Source organism: Pseudomonas sp. MF09156 (assembly GCF_059862305.1).
Map to the genome: position 1 here is coordinate 42,927 of NZ_JCBCUR010000020.1, position 20,189 is coordinate 63,115.

Below are 20,189 nucleotides of genomic sequence, written 5' to 3' on the forward strand. Positions count from 1 at the left end.
GTATCCGGGCGATTCATGGACACCGCGACTGACGGCCAGCAACAGCTTCATCTCCTGTACCGCGACCATCATGGCTGGCTGCAAGGCTGGCTGCGCAAGCGCCTGGGCGACCGTGAGCACGCCGCCGACGTGGCGCAGGACACCTTCCTGCGCCTGCTGGTGTCGGGGCGTTTTCCCGGGGCCAAGGAGAGCCGCAGCTACCTGACGCAGATCGCGCGCAACCTGGTGATCGATCAATGGCGGCGCCTGCGCATCGAGCGCGCCTATCTGCAAAGCATTGCCCACCTGCCGGAGCCCGAGTCGCCGTCCCTGGAAACCCGCGCATTGATCCTCGAAACCCTGATGCAGATCGATGCCATGCTCGACCGCATGCCCGAGAACGTGCGCCGGGCGTTCCTGTTATCGCAGTTCGAAGGCCTGACGTACGCGCAGATCGCCGAGCGCCTGGGGGTAACGATCAGCTCGGTGCAGAAGTACATGACCCGCGCGATCATCGCCTGCTACCAGGTGGCTTACGAAGAATGAGAGCCCGCCATGACGCGCCGATTGCCCAGGCCGTGGTCGAACAGGCCAGCGAATGGTTGATGCTGCAATGGGGCGGCGAATTCGACGGGGCCCAGCGCCAGGCCTTTGCCCATTGGCAGGCCGCTGACCCGGAGCATCGTCGCGCCTGGCAGCGGTTGCAGCAGTTGCAGCAGACCTTGGGCGGCGTACCCGCAGACAGCGCCCGCGCGGTGTTGCGCGACGCGCCGGACCCACAGCGTCGGGCTGCGTTGAAACTGCTCGGGCTGTTGCTGGTAGCCGGTGGCAGCGGCTACCTGGTGCAGGGCAGCCAGCCGTGGCGGGCGGCGTTTGCCGAGCACCGCACCGCCACGGGCGAAATTCGCCACCTGACCTTGAGCGACGGCACCCACCTGGACCTCAACAGCGACAGTGCCATCGACCTGCGCTTCAGTGCCACTGAGCGGCGCATCCGCCTGATTCGTGGCGAGATCCTGCTGACCAGCGGCCACGACCCGTCCCGCCCGCTGATCGTCGAAACCGCTGCGGGCGATATCCAGGCCCTGGGCACCCGCTTTGCCGTGCGCGAACTGGACGACGGCAGCCGCGTCGACCTGTATGAAGGACGCCTGCAGGTGCGCCCGGTAGAGGGTTTGCCGGTGCTGATGAACGCGGGTGACAGCCTGTGGTTCAGTGCAACGCAGACCTCGGCAGTGACTGCGCTGGATGCCAACGCCAGCAGTTGGGCCCAGCACCGCCTGATTGCCGAGCGCCAGCCGCTGGGGCGTTTTGTGGCTGAACTGAGCCGTTATCGGCCGGGGGTGTTGCGCTGTGACGAGGCCGTGTCCGGGCTGTTGCTGACCGGTGTGTTTCCGCTCAATGACACCGATGCGATCCTCACCGCCCTTGAGCGCTCATTGCCGGTACGGGTGCATGCGGTGACGCGTTACTGGGTCACCATCAAACCCAGGGTCTGACTCGATCAACTGTAGGAGCTGGCTTGCCTGCGATAGCGGTGTATCAGTGACAGATGGGCCAACTGACCCACCGCTATCGCAGGCAAGCCAGCTCCCACATTGATGGTGTTTCAGTTTGGAAAATCTGTGGCCGCATTTTTTTTGATTTTCTTTTGTCGGTTTTTCAATCCCGTCCGGGATACCTCTTGAAAGCCAATCAAGAAGCGTTCTCACGGGGAGTCCTGCAATGCCGCACCACCCAATCCAACCCCTGGCCCGCGCCCTGCGCCGTGGCCTATTTGTCAGTGTGCTGGCGACTGTGCCGCTCGTCCCGACCCTGGTCCAGGCCCAGGAGAGCGCTGGCGAAGCCTTGCGCCAATACAACATCCCTGCTGGCAGCCTGGACCAGGCGTTGAACCGTTTCGCCAGCGCTTCGGGGATTTTGCTCTCGGTGGATGCATCACTGACTGCCGGCAAGCGCAGCCCTGGCTTGCAGGGTCGCTATGCCACGGGCCCGGGGTTGGAACGCTTGTTGGCCGGCAGCGGCCTGGTGGCGCTGCAGTCGGGCGGCGGCTGGTCGGTGCAGGCGCTGTCGGGGGACGGTTCGGTGCAGTTGGGCGCAACCCAGATCAGCGCCCAGCAGGCCCAGGAAAACGCCTGGGGCCCGGTCGACGGCATCGTCGCCACCCGCAGCGCCACGGGCAGCAAGACCGATGCCGCGCTGGTGGAAATCCCCCAGACCATCAACGTGATCACCGCTGCCGAAATCAAGGCGCGCGGCGCGCAAAGCGTGACCCAGGCGCTGCTGTACACCCCCGGCATGAGCGCCGGGGGGTTCTCCGACCGGGTCAAGCTGTTCGACGAGCCGACATCCCGTGGCTTCTCGCCCACCCCCTTGTACCTCGACGGCCTGCACCTGCCTTACGGCGGCGGCAGTACCGGCGGTGCGTTGCAGATCGAGCCCTATTCCCTGGAGCGCATCGAAGTGCTCAAGGGCCCGGCATCGGTGCTGTACGGGCACAACCAGCCGGGCGGCATCGTCAATATGGTCAGCAAGCGCCCCAGCGAGACCCCGGTGCGCCAGGTGGTGCTCGAAGCCGGCACCTACGAGCACAAAAGCGCGGCCATTGACCTTAGCGGCCCGCTGGATGATCAAGGGCAATTCTTCTATCGCCTCACCGGGCGCCTCAAGGACGAGCAGGGCGAGATCGACTACTTCGAAAACCGCCGCCAATTCATTGCGCCGAGCCTGACCTGGCGGCCCAACGACGACACCAGCCTGACCCTGTTCGCCCAGTACCAGAAAGACAAGGGCGTGCCCGAGGCCCAGGGCCTGCCGGCGTCCGGCACGATATGGCGCAACCCCAACGGCAAGATCGACCGCGATGTGTTTATCGGCGAGCCGGGCGTCAACAAGTACAACCGCGAACAATTCGCCTTCGGCTACGAGTTGTCCCATCGGCTGAACGACACCTGGACCCTCAAGCAAAACGCACGCTATGCCGAAGTGGACGACCGCTACAGGGCGCCGTTGCACGGCTACCGTTTTGTCGCCAACCCGGCCACTGGCGCGATGGATCAACGCTACCTGCAACGTTTCGGCGTGGACTGGAGGCAGAACAACAAAGTGATTGGCGTGGATAACATCGCCCAGGCCGAATTCACCACTGGCGAGTTCTCCCACACCCTGATCGTGGGCCTGGATTACTACCACTCCAACTCCAGGTTCCTCGGCCTTTATGACCGCAACCCGCCGATCATCGATCTGTTCAACCCGGTGTATGGCCAGCCGCTGAACTTCGGCCAGCCCTATCGCTGGGACAACACCATCACCCAGACCGGCCTGTACGTGCAGGACCAGATCAAGTGGGACAAATGGGCACTGGTGCTGGGTGGGCGCTATGACTGGGCCAATGTGGTCAACAAGGCGCCGCTGAGCGACGACCGCACCAGCAGCAAGGACCAGGCCTTCACCGGCCGCGCGGGCCTGGTGTACCTGTTCGATAACGGCCTGGCGCCGTTTATCAGCTACTCGGAGTCCTTCCTGCCGCTGTCCGGCACCGATGCCAACCAGAAACCCTTCGACCCGTCCACCGGCAACCAGTACGAAGTCGGCGTGAAGTACCAGCCCCCGGGCCAGGAAAGTTTTGTGCAGGTCTCGGTCTATCAACTGGACCAGGAAAACATCCTGACGGCCAATCCGCCGAGCAACGTCAGCAGCCAGAGCGGCGCCATGCGTTCGCGCGGCGTCGAGTTCGAAGCCAAGGCCGTGTTGAACGATTCCTGGGATGTGGTCGCTTCGGCGGCGCGCAACGACATCAAGTACACCAAGGACAACGAAGGTCGCGAAGGCCGCCACCCGGCCGGTATCTCACCCCTGACGGCGGCGCTGTGGGTCAACTACACCGTGATCGGCGACACCCCCCTGGCCGGCCTCGGCGCAGGCCTGGGCGCCCGCTACTCGCGCAGCAGCATGGGTGACTACTTTGCCGGCGCGTTCACCGTGCCGTCCTACACCGTCTACGATGCCAGCCTGAGCTACGACCTGGGCGCCTCGCCCCTGAAACTCAAAGGCGTGAAGCTGGCGATGAACGTGCAGAACCTTGCCAACAAGACCTACGTATCGCAGTGCACCAGCGACCTGGATTGCTACTACGGCGAAGGGCGTACGGTGGTGTCGAGCCTGACTTACGACTGGTAAGACGCAGGAACCGGCTTGCCGGCGATAGCGGCGTGTCAAGCAGGACGCGCCGCTTCTAAGGCATCAACAGCATGAAGGTGCAGTCGTCCTCACCTGGGTAGCCTTCAAGACTGGACTCTTCTATCGCCTTGAGCTGGTCTTCGGTGGAGAGTTCGGCCCAAAAACCATCGGTGGCCAAAATCCATCTTGTGTCAGGCACAACGTCCAAGAATTGAACCTGTGGTTCATGTGGCCTGCGGTGGCTCATGCAGTTGAGCAGCGTTTTGCGGGCCGGGTTGTTGGCGATGACTGCGTGGCTCAGGCTGCCCTTCCAATTGGGGCCGCAGTGGGGAGCTGTCAGCCATTTCAGGTTTTTTTCTTTATCGAGCAATCCCAGGCAGCAGTCCCCTGCATGTATTGAAGTAGCAGTATCGCCAAGCACCAGTAATGCGAGGTAACTGGCTGATGCAAAGGGGTAGTCAGGGCAGAATGTTGAACGTATTGCGCTGAGCGAGGACAGCGTCAATTCAAGGGCCGCGTCGAGGCAAGAAATGCTTGCCGGCCCTGCGTTGGAAAAACACTTCAACAGGCCGTCAGTCAGAGCGGTTGCCAGCTTTTCACTGTCGGGCCTGGAGGTGCCGTCTGCGATCACGTAGAGGTACATGCCGCCGTTGTCCGCAGAGCCTGTGATATCGCGGTTTTCTGTTCTTCCGGCTCCTTGTCGGGTGGCGCTCGAATGTAGGATCAAGCGTATATCCCATCCGCAATCAGTTGCTTGATGCGCTCGTGAATCAGCGACTCGCGCTCAGCGTTTTGGGCAGTGCTCTGGATGACATCATGGAAGGCGGCGAGGCTCAGCAATGCGCCGAGTTGTTCGCTGACGAAACGTCGCAATGCAGCAGGTGCCTGGTTTGTTTCCTCAAGCAGCTCTTCCCGGCCATCCAGCAGGGCAACGATGTCTTCAATATCGTTGGACATCAGCACATCGCCAAGACCCCGGCCCTGATAAGCCTGCAGCTTCGCCGCAAGAAACCAGGGGGCTGCAAACACCTTGATCCAAGTGCCATTTGGGAGTTGGTGACGGATGGCATTCGCCAGGCCTCCCACGAACCAGGCATTGGAAAAGCCCAGTACCTTTTCGTCAGTCGGCATGAAGTCGACTTTCAGGGCGCCTAACCGCAAGCGACAGGTGACCGTGTCCTGGCCGGTGTTCTTGAAGCCTTTGGATTTGAGTTGTTCCTCCAGTCGATACCACTGGGCAGTACTGCTCAGATGAATGACCAGATCCACATCGTCGGTGCCGCGAATCGATTCTTGAGTGTATTCGTCGGTGATCAGCAGGACGGTCGTGCAGCCCCCGACAAAGGCCACCTGGTCCCTCAGTTCCTCGCCCAGGGCTTGGGCGACCTCTTCAAGCATCAGCAGCATCATTGCTTTGGTTGAGTTCACAGGATCCACTCCCGCAGCATGGCATCTGCGACCTTGGTTTCTCGTGGGCCTCCAATGCGAATGGCGTCTACGAGAGCCAGAAAGTGATAAAGCAGTTCGTCTTTTTTCACGGCTCCAGGAACCGTTTTGTACAAAGGGATGATTTCCTGGCCTTTGTTCTTTCCATAAGCGTCTGGCCACACGGGAATGAGGTCGCCGCCCGTCAGGACTTTACCGGCCATGATCGGCGCGGCAAATGCTGTGGGGATACCTCGCACGATTGGGCCTGGCTTGGCCGGAAACACATAGCGCAGACCATATCTCACGAAGTCCAGAAGCGCCTGGGCCCTGACAATCGGCAGACCGCTCAGGCGGTCCGTATGAATAAGGCCAATGTCACGGCAACGATTCAGCGAGTTGGAGACCTCACTTTTACTCAGTGCCAGTGAGGCTGCGAGTGCTCGGACGGAGTAGCTCTCCATATTCGGTGGGGTCGAGTCTTCCTCAATGTCTTCCCATCCCTCCCAGCGCTGTCCCTGTGAGAGGTCGATTTTTTCGATGTTCCCCGTCATGCGCAGGTCAAGGAATCGATCTAGATAATCCTGGGAATCAATCGGTACCAGATTCATGGCCTCGTCATGATCAAGGGATAGAGTGAAGTCGCGCTTTTTGACCCGATCTCCCGTGGCCTGGAGGTTCAGGCTGATCAACTTGAAGAGGATTACGATATCTTGACTTTTCATTTATAACCGGGGCTCCCCGTCCACCGTCCATGGACTGTGGACGATGTATTGCACGGGCGTCGTGATGTGTCAAGGGCTTGGCGGATTCTGCAAAAACACCACATACCCCCGAAACCACTCGCTCCCCTGCAAATACCCCGGCTCCTGCCATTCCCCGCCCTGGATCAAGCCGATCTTGAACGGCATTCCCAGTCGGATCATCCGGGGCAGGTACGCCGCGTAATCGGGGATGCTATGGCGGCCCTGATAGGTCTGCACCACCACTTCATCCACTACGCCCTTAAGCTGGGCGATGGCGGCCGGGTCGGCGTTGCTGCTCCAGTCCATCAGGCCGGTGATGCTCAGGCGCAACTCCTTCGGCAAGCGCTGGCGCAGGTCTTTGAGGAAGGTGGCGTATTCGTGCAGGTATTGGGTGCGGGCGTCGAAGTCGATCTGGATCCCGACCACCGGGTTGCCCGCTACGCGCCAGCGTTGCACCTGCCCGAGCATTTTTGTGTAGACCGGCTCTGGCCAGCGCAAGGTATGGGCGCGGTAGACGATCCACACTTCGCCCTGACGGAGGCGCGGCACGCTCATGCCCTGGGCGATGAACTGCACGCCGCGTTCGGGCTGGCGGCGGGTCGAGTTGATCTGGCCCTGGAGGATGTACAGGGTCTTGGCCTGCTTGAGCACCGGCTGTGGCGCGACGCCGCTCCACAGCCAGAAGGCTTCATGGTCGCGGGCGTCGACTGCGCCGAAGGCCGGGCTCGCCAGGAGCAGCAGCGCCAGCCACAAGCCTTTCACCGGCTTACCAGTAGTACTGCAGCGATTTGCCCCACTGGGTGTCGGCAAACCCGGTTTTCAACTGGCGGAACCAGCCCTTGCGCACGGCCTTGTCCACATCTTCGCCACCGCAGCTGTTATAGCCCGAAGGCGCATAGCAGTTGATCGCCCGGAACAGTGCATAGGCCTTGTCGTCACGGGGCGCCTTGGGGTTGGCGATCACTTGTTGGTAGCCCTCGAGCCGCGAGAAGGTTTCCCCGGTGAAGCCCGATGCAGTGCTGCCCAGGCTGCCGGCCGAGCGGGCCTGTTCCAGGGGCATGCCGTCCAGGCCGTTGCGCAGGATGAACTCACCCAGGCAGTTGAGGCCGTGTGGGTTTTTCGGGTCGGCCTGCAAGGTGCTGGCGGTTTGCGCGATGGTCGGGCAGGTGTAGCCGGAGGCGGCCTTGTCGCCGCTCCAGCGGAACAGGGTCAGTGCCTGGCCACCGTCGTACACATAGCCCAGGCTGGTGCCGAGCTTGTCTGCGGCAGGGGCGGCCGGCAGTTGTTGCAAGTCCTCGGCAAAGGTCGCGAACTGGCCCCGCAGCAGGTCTTTGTAGAGCAACACAAATTGCGCGGTACTGCGCTCCAGCGGGTCGCTGGCCTGGCTGATCTGCTGGCGCAGCAACTCGGGCCCGGCCACGCTGCGCAACAGGATATAGCGCACTTGCTGGGTCTGGATCGGCGAGTCGGCAGCGAACACCTTGGCCAATTGGCCGCTGCGTTCGTAGTTCATCGCCAGGGCCAGCTCCACTTGATCGCGCTGCAAGGGCTGCTTGGCCAGTGGCAGCAGTTGCAGCCAAAGTGCCTCGGCGCCTTTCCAGTCCTGCTTGGCTTGCAGGGCCAGGCCGCGCAGGGTTTGCTGGCTGAATGCCAGGTAATCCAGGCTCGCTGGCAGCTCCTGTGGCAGATGCTTCAACGCCTGGTCTGGCTGGTGCTCGACATACAGGGCGAACGCCGCCTGCAAGTAGTCGTACAGCGCAGGCTCGTTGGCAAACGCGGCCTTTTGTCCGTCGAGGGTGGCGCGGGTCAGCTTGGGCGGGTTGTTGGCGCGCATCCACATCAGGTCGTTGATCGCCAGCAACAAGGGGTTGCGGATGGTCTCGGCGTAGCTGGTCAGCAGCTTGTTGTCGGTTTCTTCCACCAGCTCATCGATGGAGCCATTGCGCTCGGCATCGCTGGCCTCGGTCAGTTGCCAGGCGTAGTCGTCGGCCAGTTTGGTCGCATCGCCCGCCAGCCAATGCACCCGGCGCAGCAGGCCACGAGCGGAGGCCGAATATTTACCCTGTGGATAAGTGTTCAGGTAGCTGAGGAAACTGTGCTCGGCTTCGTCCAGCGCAGACTTATCCACAGCCTGGCGCTGGGGCAAGCCGTACTCGTCAAAAGCATTTTCCTGGGCATGGTTGAGGGACGCGCGGGCGATCATGTACACCGCCGTTTCCTTCAGCCACGGCAACGTGGTCAGGGTGACTGCGGCAAATCCACGCTCGGCATACACAAAGCGCCCGCTGTAAAAGTCGGAGGCGGCGAGCAGGTAGGTGGTCAGTTCGCGACCCTGGGTGGAAGTGATCAACTGCGGCTCCAGCAGCACCTCGCCCTGCCAGTCGCAGGTGCCGAGCAGTTTCAGGCGGGCATTGGCCAGCAGCACACGCTCATTCGCCGGCACATCGGCCTTGGTCACTTGGCGCACAAAGTCGGTGGCGCTCTGCACATTGTTACTGCGGCAACGGCTGCCTTCGCCCCACAAAAACTGGTCGCCCGCCGCCGCCGTGGCCTCGTGCTGGATGCCCAGCGCGGCCAACAACTGCGCAAGCTGCGCGCCTTGTTCTGCGGGCGTCTGCCCCTCGGGCGGGCGGGGCACCAGGCGATACACCGGGAACGGCACCGGGCCGAAGCCCTGGGCCAGGTCATCTTCACCCAGCGGATTGGTGGTCAGGGGCGCGTTCTTTTTTGCCGCGAGCAACAGGCGCAGGTTGGTCCGGCTGTCGTTGCCGGGGCTCAGGAACGGCATGTTGCTGCAAGCGGTCAGCGAATCCTGGGACACGCGCCAGTCGGGGTAGCACGAGTCGTCGCCACTGGCCTGGGCCTGCAGGGATACGCCGGCACACAGTGCCAGGGTCAGGGATGACAGAAGACCGATGCGCATGAATTGTCCTTATTCCGGGAGTCCGTGGATGCCGCTGGGCGGAAGGTGAAGATGATAACGTGAACATTGCAAAATGTTGCACGTATGGCCGCCAATCTGTGGGTTTTATCGGTCTAGACTGTGGGCAATTACCTCGTCTTGGAGTTGTCATGGAATCGCCTGTTCACAGCCTGCCGTCGTTGTTCAAACAGCTCGGACTGGCCGATGACGCCATCAGCATTGAGCGTTTTGTCGCCGTGCATTCACCGCTCAAGGCAGAGTTGAAACTCGAAGATGCGTTTTTCTGGACGCCGAGCCAGAAGGCGTTTTTGCGCGAAGAAATCCTGGAGGATGCGGATTGGGCGGAAGTGGTGGATGAGTTGAATGTGCTGCTGCGCAGCGGTCGTGCTTAAGCGAACGCACTGTGCAAGACAACGGCAATCGAATGTGGGAGCTGTCGAGCCCCAGCGAGGCTGCGATAGCGGTGGGTGAGCCACCATCCATGCACGCAGTGCCACTGCCATCGCAGCCTCGCCAAGGCTCGACAGCTCCCACAGGGTGACGCGGTATGTGGGTGTCCCACCGCCTATCTGTGAATTTGTATCAAAACTTGACGAGATTCCATTCCTTGATCATATTGATAGTTAGCAAACTAACTGTATGCGAATGATCTCGTGCCCCAAACCCTCGAAACCCTACATATGAGCCTCAGCAGCAGCATGGTCGCAGGCGCCCGTCACTGGCGCAAAATCTGCCAGACCACGCTGGTGAGCTACGGTATTTCCGAAGCCTGTGCGGTGCCTTTACTGATGATCGGCCGTCTTGGCGACGGCGTGCATCAAGTCAAGGTGGCCCAGGCCTCGGGGATGGAAAGCCCATCCCTGGTGCGCCTGCTGGACCAACTGTGCAGCGCAGGTTATGTGTGCCGCGCCGAAGACCTGCACGACCGCCGCGCCAAGGCCTTGAGCCTGACCGAACGGGGCCGGGAGTTGGTACAGGCCGTTGAAGCACAATTGGTGCGCCTGCGCCGTGAAGTGCTGGCAGATATTGCCCCTGCCGACCTGGAGGCAGCGTTGCGGGTACTGCGCGCTTTCGAAGACGCCAGCCAGCCGCCCGTGGTCGTGGCTTCTTGAACGGATTTTTTACCGGCATGCCGCCGGCCCGGGATTGGTTCTACGGCGTGCGCACTTTCGCCGCCTCGATGATTGCCCTGTACATCGCCATGCTCATGCAAATGCCGCGTCCGTATTGGGCGATGGCCACGGTGTATATCGTTTCCAGCCCGTTTGTCGGGCCCACCAGCTCCAAGGCCTTGTACCGTGCGATCGGCACCTTTCTGGGGGCGATGGCGGCGGTGTTTTTCGTGCCGATGTTTGTGCAGACGCCGTTCCTGCTGGTGGTGGTGATTGCACTGTGGACTGGCATTCTGCTGTTTCTGTCCCTGCATTTGCGCACCGCCAACAGCTACGCGTTGATGCTGGCGGGTTACACCTTGCCGTTGATCGCCCTGCCGGTGGTGGATAACCCCCTGGCGGTGTGGGATGTGGCCGAGGCGCGCACCGAAGAGATCTTCCTTGGCATCGCCGTGGCGGCGGTGGTCGGCGCGATGTTCTGGCCACGGCGCCTGGCGCCGGTGTTCGATGATTCGGTGCGCAAATGGTTTGCCGACGCGACGGTCTACAGCCAGCGCTTCCTCACGCGTAATGTGCAGCCCGAAGAAGTCAGCAGCCTGCGCGGCGGCATGGTCGCGACCTTCAACACCCTGGAATTGATGATCGGCCAACTGCCCCACGAAGGCGCGCGGCCACAAACGGTGCGCAACACCAAGGAACTGCGCGGGCGCATGATCCATCTGTTGCCGGTGGTGGATGCCCTGGATGACGCGCTGTATGCCCTGGAGCGCCGCACCCCGGAGTTGGTCAGCATGTTTGCGCCGCTGCTGGCGGCCACCACCGAGTGGCTGCAAAGCACCGCCAGTGAGGCGTCGGTGGAACGCTGGCGCGCCCTGCGTGACCAGCTCGAAGCCCTGCAACCCGACGCCGAGGCCCTGGACGATCGCCATCAGTTGCTGTTTTCCAACGCGCTGTATCGCCTTGGCGAGTGGATCGACCTGTGGCAAGACTGCCGCAGCCTGCAAGCTGCCATCCACAGCGAAAGCCAGGCCCCGTGGCGCGCGGTCTACCGCCATTGGCGCCTGGGCCGGCTGACGCCGTTTCTTGACCGTGGCCTGATGTTCTACTCGGCGTTTTCCACGGTCAGCGCGATCATCGTCGCCTCGGTGCTGTGGATTCTGCTGGGCTGGACCGACGGCGGCAGCGCGGTGATCCTTGCGGCGGTAGCGTGCAGTTTCTTCGCCTCGATGGACGACCCGGCGCCGCAGATCTACCGGTTCTTTTTCTGGACCGCGATGTCGGTGCTGTTCGCCAGCCTCTACCTGTTTCTGATCCTACCCAACCTGCATGATTTCCCGATGCTGGTGCTGGCGTTCGCGGTGCCCTTTATCTGGGTCGGCACCCTGACGGTGCAACCGCGCTTCTACCTGGGCATGCTGCTGACCATCGTCAACACCTCGTCCTTTATCAGCATCCAGGGCGCCTATGACGCGGATTTTCTGAGCTTCGCCAACTCCAACCTCGCCGGCCCCGTGGGCTTGCTGTTTGCCTTTGTCTGGACTCTGATTGCGCGGCCCTTTGGCGCCGAACTGGCGGCCAAGCGCCTGACCCGTTTCAGCTGGCGCGATATCGTCGGGCTCACGCAGCCGGCGACCCTCGCCGAGCACCGGCGCCTGGGCGTGCAAATGCTCGACCGCCTGATGCAGCACCTGCCGCGCCTGGCCATGACCGGCCAGGACACCGGCGTCGCCCTGCGCGAGCTGCGCGTGGCGCTGAACCTGCTCGACCTGCTGGCCTACGCACCCCGCATCCTCGGCGTGCCACGGGTGTTGCTCGACCAGGTGGTGGCCGAGGTTGGCGAGTACTTCAAGGCGTGCCTGAAGGCCGGTGAACGCCTGCCGGCTCCCAGCGGTCTGCTGATGACCCTGGACCGCACCCGCCGCGCCCTCAATGGCCAGGGCCTGCAAGGCGAGGGCGAAACCCGCCTGCACCTGCTGCATGCCCTCAGCGGCCTGCGCCTGGCGTTGTTGCCGGGTGTGGAGTTTGTCAGCACAGGCGAGATGGACGCGCCGTTACCCGATGGAGCGCCTCTATGATCGGTGACCTGGATATCAGCGGGGTATTCCTGCCCACGCTGCTGGTGCTGATGGGCATTACGTATGGCTTTTACCTGGTGGTGCACGGGCTGTTGAACCGCGTCCACTTCTATCGCCTGGTCTGGCACCGGGCATTATTCAATGTGGCTCTCTACGCGCTGTTGCTGGGCGCTGTGGACTCACTCAGTCGATACCTGATGACATGAAAAAACCTTTTTTGACGATTGGCCGTGTGGTCCTGACATTACTGGTAGTGACCTTCGCCTGCGTCGTGGTCTGGCGCATGGTGATGTACTACATGTTCGCGCCCTGGACCCGCGACGGGCATATCCGCGCCGACATCGTGCAGATCGCCCCGGACGTGTCCGGGCTGATCCAGCAAGTGGACGTGCGCGACAACCAGTTGGTAACCCGTGGCCAGGTGCTGTTTTCGGTGGACCAGGACCGCTTCAAGCTCGCCCTGCGCCAGGCCCAGGCGGCCGTGGCCGACCGCCAGGAAACCCTGGCCCAGGCCCAGCGCGAAGCCAAGCGCAACCGTGGCCTGGGCAACCTGGTGGCCAGCGAGCAACTGGAAGAAAGCCAGTCCCGCGTGGCCCGCGCCCAGTCGGCCCTGGCCGAAGCGCAGGTAACGGTGGACAGCGCCCAGCTCAACCTCGACCGCTCGGTGATCCGCAGCCCGGTAGACGGCTACGTCAACGACCGTGCGCCTCGGGCCCAGGAGTTCGTGACCGCCGGGCGCCCGGTGTTGTCGGTGGTGGACAGCAACTCCTTCCACATCGACGGCTACTTTGAAGAGACCAAGCTGGACGGCATCCATGTCGGCCAACGCGTGGATATCCGCGTGATTGGCGACAACGCGCGCTTGCGCGGGCATGTGCAGAGCATCGTCGCCGGCATCGAAGACCGCGACCGCACCAGCGGCTCCAACCTGCTGCCCAACGTCAACCCGGCGTTCAGTTGGGTGCGCCTGGCCCAGCGGATTCCGGTGCGTATTGCCTTTGATGATGTGCCGGCGGATTTCCGCATGATCGCCGGGCGCACGGCCACCGTCTCGATCATCGATGACCAGCCCAAGGCCGGAGACCAGCCATGAAGCAACTGCTGGCGACCGCAGGGCTGGGGCTGGGGCTGCTGCTGTCGGCCTGCCAGGTGGTAGGCCCGGATTACCAGTTGCCGGACCAAGCGGCGATCAACCGTGGCGACCTGCAAGGCCAATTGGCCGGGCAGGGCAGTCATGTGGTCTCGGCCCCGGTGCCCGCCGACTGGTGGAAGCTATACCAGGACCCGCGCCTGGATGAACTGGTGCGCCAGGCCATGGCCTCCAACACCGACCTGCGCGTGGCGGCAGCCAACCTGCAACGGGCGCGTTTCCAGGTGCAGGAAGCGCAATCGGCGGGCGGCTGGAGCGGTGGGGTCAAGCTTGGCGCCCAGCGTTTGCAGGAGTCCGGCGAGGCCTTTTTGCAGGCCAATAAAGTGCCGGTGGCGAATGTCGGTGATATCGGCATCACCACCTCCTATCAGTTCGACCTGTTCGGCACCCTGCAGCGCGGCATCGAAGGCGCCCAGGCCAATGCCGACGCGACCCAGGCTGCCGTCGATACCGCGCGCATCACCCTGGTGGCGGACGTGGTGCGCTCCTACACACAGGTGTGCGCGGCCAACGAAGAGCTGCACATCGCCCAACAGTCCCTCGACCTGCAAGCCCAGAGCACGCGCCTGACCCAGCGCCTGCGCGATGCCGGGCGGGGCGATGAAACCCAGGTCACCCGCTCGCAAACCCAATTCAAGTCTCTGCGCGCCGAACTGCCGCGCTTTGAGGCGGCGCGCCAGGCGGGGTTGTTCCGCCTGTCGATGCTCCTGGCCAAGCCCCTGGACCAATTGCCTACTGGCACCCGCGATTGCGCCCAGTTGCCGCAGATTGCCCAACTGCTACCGGTGGGCGACGGCGCAACCCTGCTCAAGCGCCGCCCCGACGTGCGCCAGGCCGAACGCCGGTTGGCGGCGGCGACGGCGGGCATTGGCGTGGCCACCGGCGAGCTGTACCCGGATATCAGCATCGGCGCCTCCATTGGCACCGTGGGCATTATCGACAACCTCGGCAAACCGGCCACCAACCGCTGGGGTTTCGGCCCCTTGTTGAGCTGGACGGTGCCATCCAACGGCTCGCGTGCGCGCATCCATGAAGCCGAAGCCGCGACCCAGGGCGCCCTGGCGCACTTTGACGGGGTGGTGCTCAATGCCATCCGCGAGACCCAGACCGGGCTTGCGCAATACACCGCCCAATTGCAGCGCCGCGATGCCCTGGCCGAGGCCGAGCAGTCGGCGCAACAGGCCGCCGACCAGACGCACCGCTTCTTCCAGGCCGGCCGCGAGTCGTTTCTCGCCGACCTGCAGGCCACGCGCACCTACACCGATATGCGCGCGCAACTGGCCCAGGCCAATAGCCAGGTGGCAATGAGCCAGATCGACCTGTTCCTGGCCCTGGGCGGCGGTTGGGAAAGCGGACGAACGCAAGGTACGGAACCCGGCAAACCCTGAGGCGGTTGCTATGCTTTGATCAGACGGGCTTGCGTGATGGCCCGCTGATCACTGCCTGCGTTGCTCATGGGGATTCCAATAATGAAAAACCCTTATGCTCCCGCTTTCTGGTGCGTGCTCTTCGCACTGGTGTTGTTATCGGCGACTTACTTCTACGGTGTCATGCTGGCCCATCAACTGGATAAGGCCATGGTGTTCCTCGACAGCGCCTGCGCGTTGATCGCCGCATTGTCCGTGGGCGTGGTGGCCTGGGCGTCGTACCAGGGCCAGCGGACCCAGAAGAAAATCCTCGAGCAAGGCAAGACGCGGGTGGCGATCTGGGACACCAAGGTTGCCCTGCGCCGGGTCGAAACCGTGTTCGACCGCTATTTTTGGGGCAGCTACTGGCAGCCGGGGCGTACGTTCCAGGAAGTCATGGGCGAACTGACCGGCACCCCCCTGGAAAAAAGCCTCGAAGCGTTGAAGAAACAATGCGTGGTACTCGACCGGCAAGTGGCTGAAGGACGGCATTGGCTGAACAACGCCCGGGAGCTGTCAGACGTTGCCACCGCCATGGCCCGCGAGCGTTACCAGCTGGACTTCTACGACCCCAAGGCCGACACACCGGGCAATGCGGTGATTCATCGCGAGTTTGAAGTGCTGGTGTACACCTGGACCGCACGGCTGAAGAGCTTCGATCACCAGCTCGACGAGATCGAGATGGAATACTCCTGACCCCCACCGCCCCCTGTAGGCGCCGGCTTGCCGGCGAGACGACCTTGAGCCCTGCGCCGCCCATTCGGCCGCCATCGCCGGCAAGCCGGGGGCGTGTGTATGGCGGGCCTTGCGACAAGCCCCCTTGCCAGTGCTAACCTTGCCCCGATTTTCGGCGGGCTTGAGCCGACGCCCCACTTCGGGGTTCAGGGAAGACAGCCCACTTCGCACAGGATTGGATCAGGACACTTCATGAATAAATCAGCCGTTGTACTCTTGGGTTTTGTTGCCGCCGTCGGCGTGGTCAGTGCTGGCGGTGCCTGGTACACCGGCAGCCAGTTGGAAGGGGTGCTGAAAACCACGATCGAAGACGCCAACAAGGAGATGGAACGCTCCCTGGCCGGTGTCGATGGCCGCATGACCCTGGAGATGGTCTCCCTGGACCGCGGCTGGTTCAGCAGCACCGGCCACTTCCGTCTCAAGGCTGAAGGTGCGGCATTCGGTGAACAGTTCAAAGACAGCGAACTGCTGTTTGTCGACCGTATCGAACACGGCCCGCTGCCCTTCTCGCGCCTGGTAACCCTGAAGTGGTGGCCGGTGCTGGCTACCAGCCATTTGGCGCTTGAGAAGAACCCGACCACCGAAAAATGGTTCGCCGCCACCAAGGACGTTTCGCCGGTCAAGGGCGTGGCCAACATCGGCTTCAACCGTTCGGTCAACGGCAACCTGGAGCTGCTGCCCCTGGAGTACAAGGACGGCACCACCAGTGTCACCTTCTCCGGCCTGAACATGGACTACTTCAACACCGAAAAGGCGACAGAGATCAAGGTCGACGGTTACATGGACGCCCTCAAGGTCTCCCTGGTCGACCCCAAGGGGGCACCGTTCCAGGCAGAGCTCAATGGCTTGACCCTCGCCAGTAACTTGACCAAGAGCAACTTCGGCTTTTATGTCGGCCAGAATACCGTCGTGTTGAGCAACAGCACGTTCACCTTTGGCCCGGAACAAGCCGTGCTGACTGTCAAAGGTTTTGAGCAGAAAGACAGCAGCGATACCAAGGACAACAACCTCAGCGGTCGCGTCGACTACAAAATCACCGAGATCGGATACCAGGGCAAACCCGTGGGTTCGGCGGCCATGGCCGTGAGCGTTAAGAACATCGACGTGCCATCGACCATGGTGCTGACCAAGCTCTATCAGGACAAGATGCAACCGGTGCAGGCTGCCCAGGCTGCCGGCCAACCGATCCCAGAACTGCAACTGAGCGAAGCCGAGCAGGTGCTGGCCCAGGCCAACGTTGACCTGCTGCTGGCCGCCAAGCCGCAGGTGGCCCTGGAAAACCTGTCCCTGAAGACCGCCAATGGCGAAAGCCGCTTCAACCTGGTGGTGGACCTGACCAAGCCGTCCACCATGGAGCTGCCGCCGGTTGAACTGGCCAAGCAGATGATCACCCTGCTGGATGCCAACCTGACCCTGTCCAAGCCGATGATCTCTGATGTGGCTGCCCTGCAAGCGCAGATCGGTGGCGTGACCGACCCGAAAGCCATCGAGCAGCAATCGCAGATGGCCAGCGAGATGGTCAGCGGCATGGCTGTTGGCACGCAGTTGGCGACCCTGGAAGGCAACGACATCCTGGCCAAGCTGCACTACGCCAACAATGAAGTGACCTTCAATGGCCAGAAAATGACCGTCGAGCAGTTTATCGGCGGCGTACTGGGCAAACTGGGTGCGGTCAGCGGCGCGCAGTAAGGCCGCCCGCCCCCTGTAGAAATACGGTCTGTGTAGGAGCTGGCTTGCCTGCGATGGCATCACCTCGGTGTTTCAGTGAAACAGAGGTGATGCCATCGCAGGCAAGCCAGCTCCCACACAAGCCCCCCATTTGATCTCCACCGGTTTGTAGGACGATTCTGAACAATTGTCCTGATTTGCCCTATTCCATATCCTTCTCAGGGATATTGCGCCCCAGGAAAGCTTGGCCGGGTCATCAGACACCGGCGGCCTGATGCGTGTTGTACAGGCGAACCTATCGCTACAGCTTTCCAAGTAAGGAAGCTGACGACATGTTGCGTAATTTCTCTCCCTCTGGCCCTGGCCGCCTGCGTCTATTGATCGGTGCCGCCTTGTTGCTGCCGACCCTGGCCGTGGCCGATCCTGCCTATGATTCCCTGATTCGCCAGGCCCGTACCGGCAACTACACGCCGGCGCTCAACCTGCTGCGCCAATTGCCTGCCGAGCGCCAGACCTCTGGCCAGGTCAGCGATCACCTGCTGATTGCCAGTTGGGCGCGCCAGGATGACGAAGTGCTCAAGGTCTATGAGACCCAGGGGCGCCAGCGCCAACTGACCACCCAAGCGCTGACCACCGTGGCCCGCACCTACCGCAATCAACAGCGTTGGGCGCCCGCCGAGGCGGTGTATCGCCAGGCCTTGCTGCGTGAACCGAGCAACCCGGACCTGCAACTGGGCCTGGCCATGACCCTGGCCGATGGCGGCAAAACCGCCGAGGCCGTACAGCGTGCGCGCACCCTGGTGGCGGCCAAGCCTGAGGATGTCCAGCGCCGCATGGCCCTGGGCTACGCGTTGTCCCGTGCCGGGCAGCCCTATGATTCGCTGTTCGAATTCGACCAGGCGTTTATCCGCGCCGGCAACCAGCCCGAGGTGGTGCGCGAATACCTGATCGCCCTGCAACGTGCACGTATGCCGGAACCGGCCCTGCGCCTGAGCGCCCGCCACCCCGGCCTGCTGGACCCGGTGACCCAGCGCCGCCTGGAAGGTGACCTGGCTGCCGAACGCGTGCGCCTGGCTGAATTCCCGACGCGCAGTGAAAGCGAACGCTTTGTGATCGCCGACCGCGCCCTCAAGGATTACGACCAACTGCTCGCCACCTGGACCCCGGACGCCAGTGCCCATGATGATGTGGTGCGCTGGCGCATCGACCGCCTGGGCGCGCTCAAGGCTCGCGCACGTACCGCCGAGGTGCTCCACGACTACGAAGCCTTGCAAGCTCAAGGCGTGCAACTGCCCAACTACGCCCTGCGCTGGGTGGCCGCCGCCTACCTCGATCAACGCCTGCCGGAAAAGGCTGCGCCGCTGTATCGCCAGGCGGTGATTGCGCCGGACGCCGACCCCAGCAACCAAGTGGTCGACAGCACCGCGCTGTACTACTCCTTGCTGGAAAACGACCAGACCCGCGAAGCCCGCGCCGTCGCAAACGACCTGGCGAGCACGCAAAAACCTCGGGTTGAACTCAAGGGCCTGCCCCTCGGTAACCCCAACGATGCATGGTTGGCCGCCCAGCAACTGGCGGCCCAGGCCGCGACCTACGGCGCCGATCTGCCGACCAGTGAAAAAAGCCTGGAAACCCTGGTGCGCACCTCGCCTGGCAATGTCGGCATGCGTGTGGCCCAGGCGGACATGTTCCGCGCCCGCGCCTGGCCGCGGCGTGCCGAAGTTGCCCTCAAGAACGCCGAAAACCAGAACCCGCGCCATATCGACCTGGAAGTCTCCCAAGGCTACAACGCGCTGGATCTGCAGGAGTGGCGCCAGCTCGATGTGCTCGCCGATGACGTGGTCGCCCGCGCCCCGGACAATCGCCAGGTCCAACGCCTGCAGCGCCTGCGCAAGGTGCATGAGATGGCCGAGCTGCGCATCGAGGCCGAAACCGGCAAAAGCCATGGCGGCGGGGCGGTCTCCGGTAGTCGCGACTGGGGGATCGAAACCCTGCTCTACAGCCCGCCCATCGATGAAGACTGGCGGATATTCGGCGGTATCGGCTACGCCACCGCCGACTTTGAAGAAGGCACCGGCCACCACCGCTGGCAGCGCCTGGGGGTGGAGCGGCGTACCCGTGATATGACCCTGGAGGCCGAAGTCTCCAATCACTCCTACGGCAAAGGCACCAAGCAAGGCGCGCGCCTGGCGATTGCCCGGGACATCAACGACCACTGGCAGTACGGGGGCAGCCTTGACTACCTGGCCGCCAGCACGCCGTTGCGCGCGCTCAATGCCAACGTCACCGCCAACGGCGGTAGCGGGTTTATCCGCTGGAGCGCCAACGAGAGCCGTGAGTGGAAACTGGCGCTGAGCCCATCCCACTTCAGTGACGGTAACGACCGTGTCGAAGCGTCGCTCATCGGCCGTGAGGGCGTCTACCGCTCGCCGGGCGTGCAAGTGGACCTTGGCCTGGAAGTCGCCACCAGCCGCAACAGCAAGGAAGAAGCGGCGTATTTCAACCCGCGCTCAGACTTCAGCGTGCTGCCCACGGTGAGCGTCAACCATGTGCTTTATCACCGCTACGAAACCCAGTGGAGTCAGCAGTTCCAGGCCGGTGCGGGCACCTACAGCCAGCGTGATTACGCCACCGGCGCCATTGGTTTGCTCAGTTACGGCCAGCGTTATCGCTGGAACGACGTACTGGAGACCGGCGCCAACCTGAGCTGGATCAACCGACCTTATGACGGTGAGCGCGAAAGCGATGTGCGCCTGATCGTCGACCTCACTTACCGTTTCTAGAAGAGTCC

At 62.8% G+C, this 20,189-nt stretch carries 17 protein-coding genes; 12 read left to right on the plus strand and 5 right to left on the minus strand.

Going from position 1 to position 20,189, the window contains the following annotated elements:
• The first annotated feature begins 15 nt into the window (after positions 1-15).
• The 3 genes from AC19YY_RS27065 (at position 16) to AC19YY_RS27075 (ending at position 4,158) form a co-directional block, all read left to right on the plus strand.
• Entirely contained in the window at positions 16-525 is a 510-nt protein-coding gene (locus tag AC19YY_RS27065; protein WP_170042286.1) for a sigma-70 family RNA polymerase sigma factor, read from the plus strand.
• Positions 522-1,478, plus strand: a complete 957-nt coding sequence (locus tag AC19YY_RS27070) for a FecR domain-containing protein (protein ID WP_500605125.1) — start codon at positions 522-524, stop codon at positions 1,476-1,478. Before AC19YY_RS27065 ends, AC19YY_RS27070 begins: the two co-directional genes overlap by 4 nt.
• A 226-nt stretch (positions 1,479-1,704) precedes the next feature.
• The gene (locus tag AC19YY_RS27075; RefSeq protein WP_500605126.1) at positions 1,705-4,158 is read left to right on the plus strand and encodes a TonB-dependent siderophore receptor; all 2,454 of its coding nucleotides are present in this window, start codon (positions 1,705-1,707) and stop codon (positions 4,156-4,158) included.
• A 55-nt stretch (positions 4,159-4,213) separates the two neighbouring features.
• Here AC19YY_RS27075 and AC19YY_RS27080 read toward each other — a convergent pair whose 3' ends face one another.
• From AC19YY_RS27080 to AC19YY_RS27100, 5 genes are all read right to left on the minus strand, one after another.
• Positions 4,214-4,801: a protein phosphatase 2C family protein gene (locus AC19YY_RS27080; RefSeq protein ID WP_500605127.1), complete on the minus strand. Its 588-nt coding sequence runs from the start codon at positions 4,799-4,801 to the stop codon at positions 4,214-4,216.
• An 80-nt stretch (positions 4,802-4,881) separates the two neighbouring features.
• The gene (locus tag AC19YY_RS27085; RefSeq protein WP_500605138.1) at positions 4,882-5,568 is read right to left on the minus strand and encodes a hypothetical protein; all 687 of its coding nucleotides are present in this window, start codon (positions 5,566-5,568) and stop codon (positions 4,882-4,884) included.
• A gap of 14 nt (positions 5,569-5,582) precedes the next feature.
• On the minus strand, positions 5,583-6,308 hold the full coding sequence (locus AC19YY_RS27090; protein WP_500605128.1) for a hypothetical protein: 726 nt from the start codon (positions 6,306-6,308) through the stop codon (positions 5,583-5,585).
• Positions 6,309-6,377: 69 nt separating this feature from the next.
• A complete protein-coding gene (locus tag AC19YY_RS27095; protein ID WP_500605129.1) occupies positions 6,378-7,091 on the minus strand; it encodes a DUF3142 domain-containing protein in 714 nt (237 codons plus the stop codon).
• A gap of 4 nt (positions 7,092-7,095) precedes the next feature.
• Positions 7,096-9,252 carry a PA5441 family protein gene (locus AC19YY_RS27100; RefSeq protein WP_500605130.1) on the minus strand — a complete coding sequence of 719 codons (2,157 nt, stop codon included), beginning with the start codon at positions 9,250-9,252 and terminating at the stop codon, positions 7,096-7,098.
• Between the two features lie 149 nt (positions 9,253-9,401).
• On the opposite strand from AC19YY_RS27100, the gene AC19YY_RS27105 reads away from it, so the two are divergent.
• From AC19YY_RS27105 to pgaA, 9 genes are all read left to right on the plus strand, one after another.
• Complete coding sequence (locus tag AC19YY_RS27105; RefSeq protein WP_169953987.1) at positions 9,402-9,644, plus strand: DUF2789 domain-containing protein; 243 nt, start codon at positions 9,402-9,404, stop codon at positions 9,642-9,644.
• 288 nt (positions 9,645-9,932) lie between these two features.
• Positions 9,933-10,364 carry a MarR family winged helix-turn-helix transcriptional regulator gene (locus tag AC19YY_RS27110; protein WP_169953986.1) on the plus strand — a complete coding sequence of 144 codons (432 nt, stop codon included), beginning with the start codon at positions 9,933-9,935 and terminating at the stop codon, positions 10,362-10,364.
• Positions 10,361-12,439: an FUSC family protein gene (locus AC19YY_RS27115; protein WP_500605131.1), complete on the plus strand. Its 2,079-nt coding sequence runs from the start codon at positions 10,361-10,363 to the stop codon at positions 12,437-12,439. Before AC19YY_RS27110 ends, AC19YY_RS27115 begins: the two co-directional genes overlap by 4 nt.
• Complete coding sequence (locus AC19YY_RS27120) at positions 12,436-12,645, plus strand: DUF1656 domain-containing protein (protein ID WP_029298814.1); 210 nt, start codon at positions 12,436-12,438, stop codon at positions 12,643-12,645. The genes AC19YY_RS27115 and AC19YY_RS27120 overlap by 4 nt, the downstream gene beginning before the upstream one ends.
• A complete protein-coding gene (locus AC19YY_RS27125; RefSeq protein WP_169953984.1) occupies positions 12,642-13,532 on the plus strand; it encodes an efflux RND transporter periplasmic adaptor subunit in 891 nt (296 codons plus the stop codon). Before AC19YY_RS27120 ends, AC19YY_RS27125 begins: the two co-directional genes overlap by 4 nt.
• A complete protein-coding gene (locus tag AC19YY_RS27130) occupies positions 13,529-14,977 on the plus strand; it encodes an efflux transporter outer membrane subunit (RefSeq protein WP_170058204.1) in 1,449 nt (482 codons plus the stop codon). Before AC19YY_RS27125 ends, AC19YY_RS27130 begins: the two co-directional genes overlap by 4 nt.
• A gap of 81 nt (positions 14,978-15,058) precedes the next feature.
• Positions 15,059-15,691, plus strand: coding sequence for an NADH:ubiquinone oxidoreductase subunit N (locus tag AC19YY_RS27135; RefSeq protein WP_169953982.1), 633 nt, complete (start codon positions 15,059-15,061; stop codon positions 15,689-15,691).
• A gap of 231 nt (positions 15,692-15,922) precedes the next feature.
• Positions 15,923-17,419: a YdgA family protein gene (locus AC19YY_RS27140; RefSeq protein WP_169953981.1), complete on the plus strand. Its 1,497-nt coding sequence runs from the start codon at positions 15,923-15,925 to the stop codon at positions 17,417-17,419.
• 311 nt (positions 17,420-17,730) lie between these two features.
• On the plus strand, positions 17,731-20,181 hold the full coding sequence (pgaA, locus tag AC19YY_RS27145) for a poly-beta-1,6 N-acetyl-D-glucosamine export porin PgaA (protein ID WP_500605132.1): 2,451 nt from the start codon (positions 17,731-17,733) through the stop codon (positions 20,179-20,181).
• Positions 20,182-20,189: the final 8 nt, after the last annotated feature.

What these genes read in the sequence shown, in the direction of transcription:
- AC19YY_RS27140 (WP_169953981.1), top strand. Translation starts at nt 15,923, where the DNA reads ATGAATAAATCAGCCGTTGTACTCTTGGGTTTTGTTGCCGCCGTCGGC.
- AC19YY_RS27120 (WP_029298814.1), top strand. Translation starts at nt 12,436, where the DNA reads ATGATCGGTGACCTGGATATCAGCGGGGTATTCCTGCCCACGCTGCTG.
- AC19YY_RS27110 (WP_169953986.1), top strand. Translation starts at nt 9,933, where the DNA reads ATGAGCCTCAGCAGCAGCATGGTCGCAGGCGCCCGTCACTGGCGCAAA.
- AC19YY_RS27075 (WP_500605126.1), top strand. Translation starts at nt 1,705, where the DNA reads ATGCCGCACCACCCAATCCAACCCCTGGCCCGCGCCCTGCGCCGTGGC.
- pgaA (WP_500605132.1), top strand. Translation starts at nt 17,731, where the DNA reads ATGTTGCGTAATTTCTCTCCCTCTGGCCCTGGCCGCCTGCGTCTATTG.
- AC19YY_RS27105 (WP_169953987.1), top strand. Translation starts at nt 9,402, where the DNA reads ATGGAATCGCCTGTTCACAGCCTGCCGTCGTTGTTCAAACAGCTCGGA.
- AC19YY_RS27135 (WP_169953982.1), top strand. Translation starts at nt 15,059, where the DNA reads ATGAAAAACCCTTATGCTCCCGCTTTCTGGTGCGTGCTCTTCGCACTG.
- AC19YY_RS27130 (WP_170058204.1), top strand. Translation starts at nt 13,529, where the DNA reads ATGAAGCAACTGCTGGCGACCGCAGGGCTGGGGCTGGGGCTGCTGCTG.
- AC19YY_RS27125 (WP_169953984.1), top strand. Translation starts at nt 12,642, where the DNA reads ATGAAAAAACCTTTTTTGACGATTGGCCGTGTGGTCCTGACATTACTG.
- AC19YY_RS27090 (WP_500605128.1), bottom strand. Translation starts at nt 6,308, where the DNA reads ATGAAAAGTCAAGATATCGTAATCCTCTTCAAGTTGATCAGCCTGAAC.
- AC19YY_RS27070 (WP_500605125.1), top strand. Translation starts at nt 522, where the DNA reads ATGAGAGCCCGCCATGACGCGCCGATTGCCCAGGCCGTGGTCGAACAG.
- AC19YY_RS27085 (WP_500605138.1), bottom strand. Translation starts at nt 5,568, where the DNA reads ATGATGCTGCTGATGCTTGAAGAGGTCGCCCAAGCCCTGGGCGAGGAA.
- AC19YY_RS27065 (WP_170042286.1), top strand. Translation starts at nt 16, where the DNA reads ATGGACACCGCGACTGACGGCCAGCAACAGCTTCATCTCCTGTACCGC.
- AC19YY_RS27100 (WP_500605130.1), bottom strand. Translation starts at nt 9,252, where the DNA reads ATGCGCATCGGTCTTCTGTCATCCCTGACCCTGGCACTGTGTGCCGGC.
- AC19YY_RS27080 (WP_500605127.1), bottom strand. Translation starts at nt 4,801, where the DNA reads ATGTACCTCTACGTGATCGCAGACGGCACCTCCAGGCCCGACAGTGAA.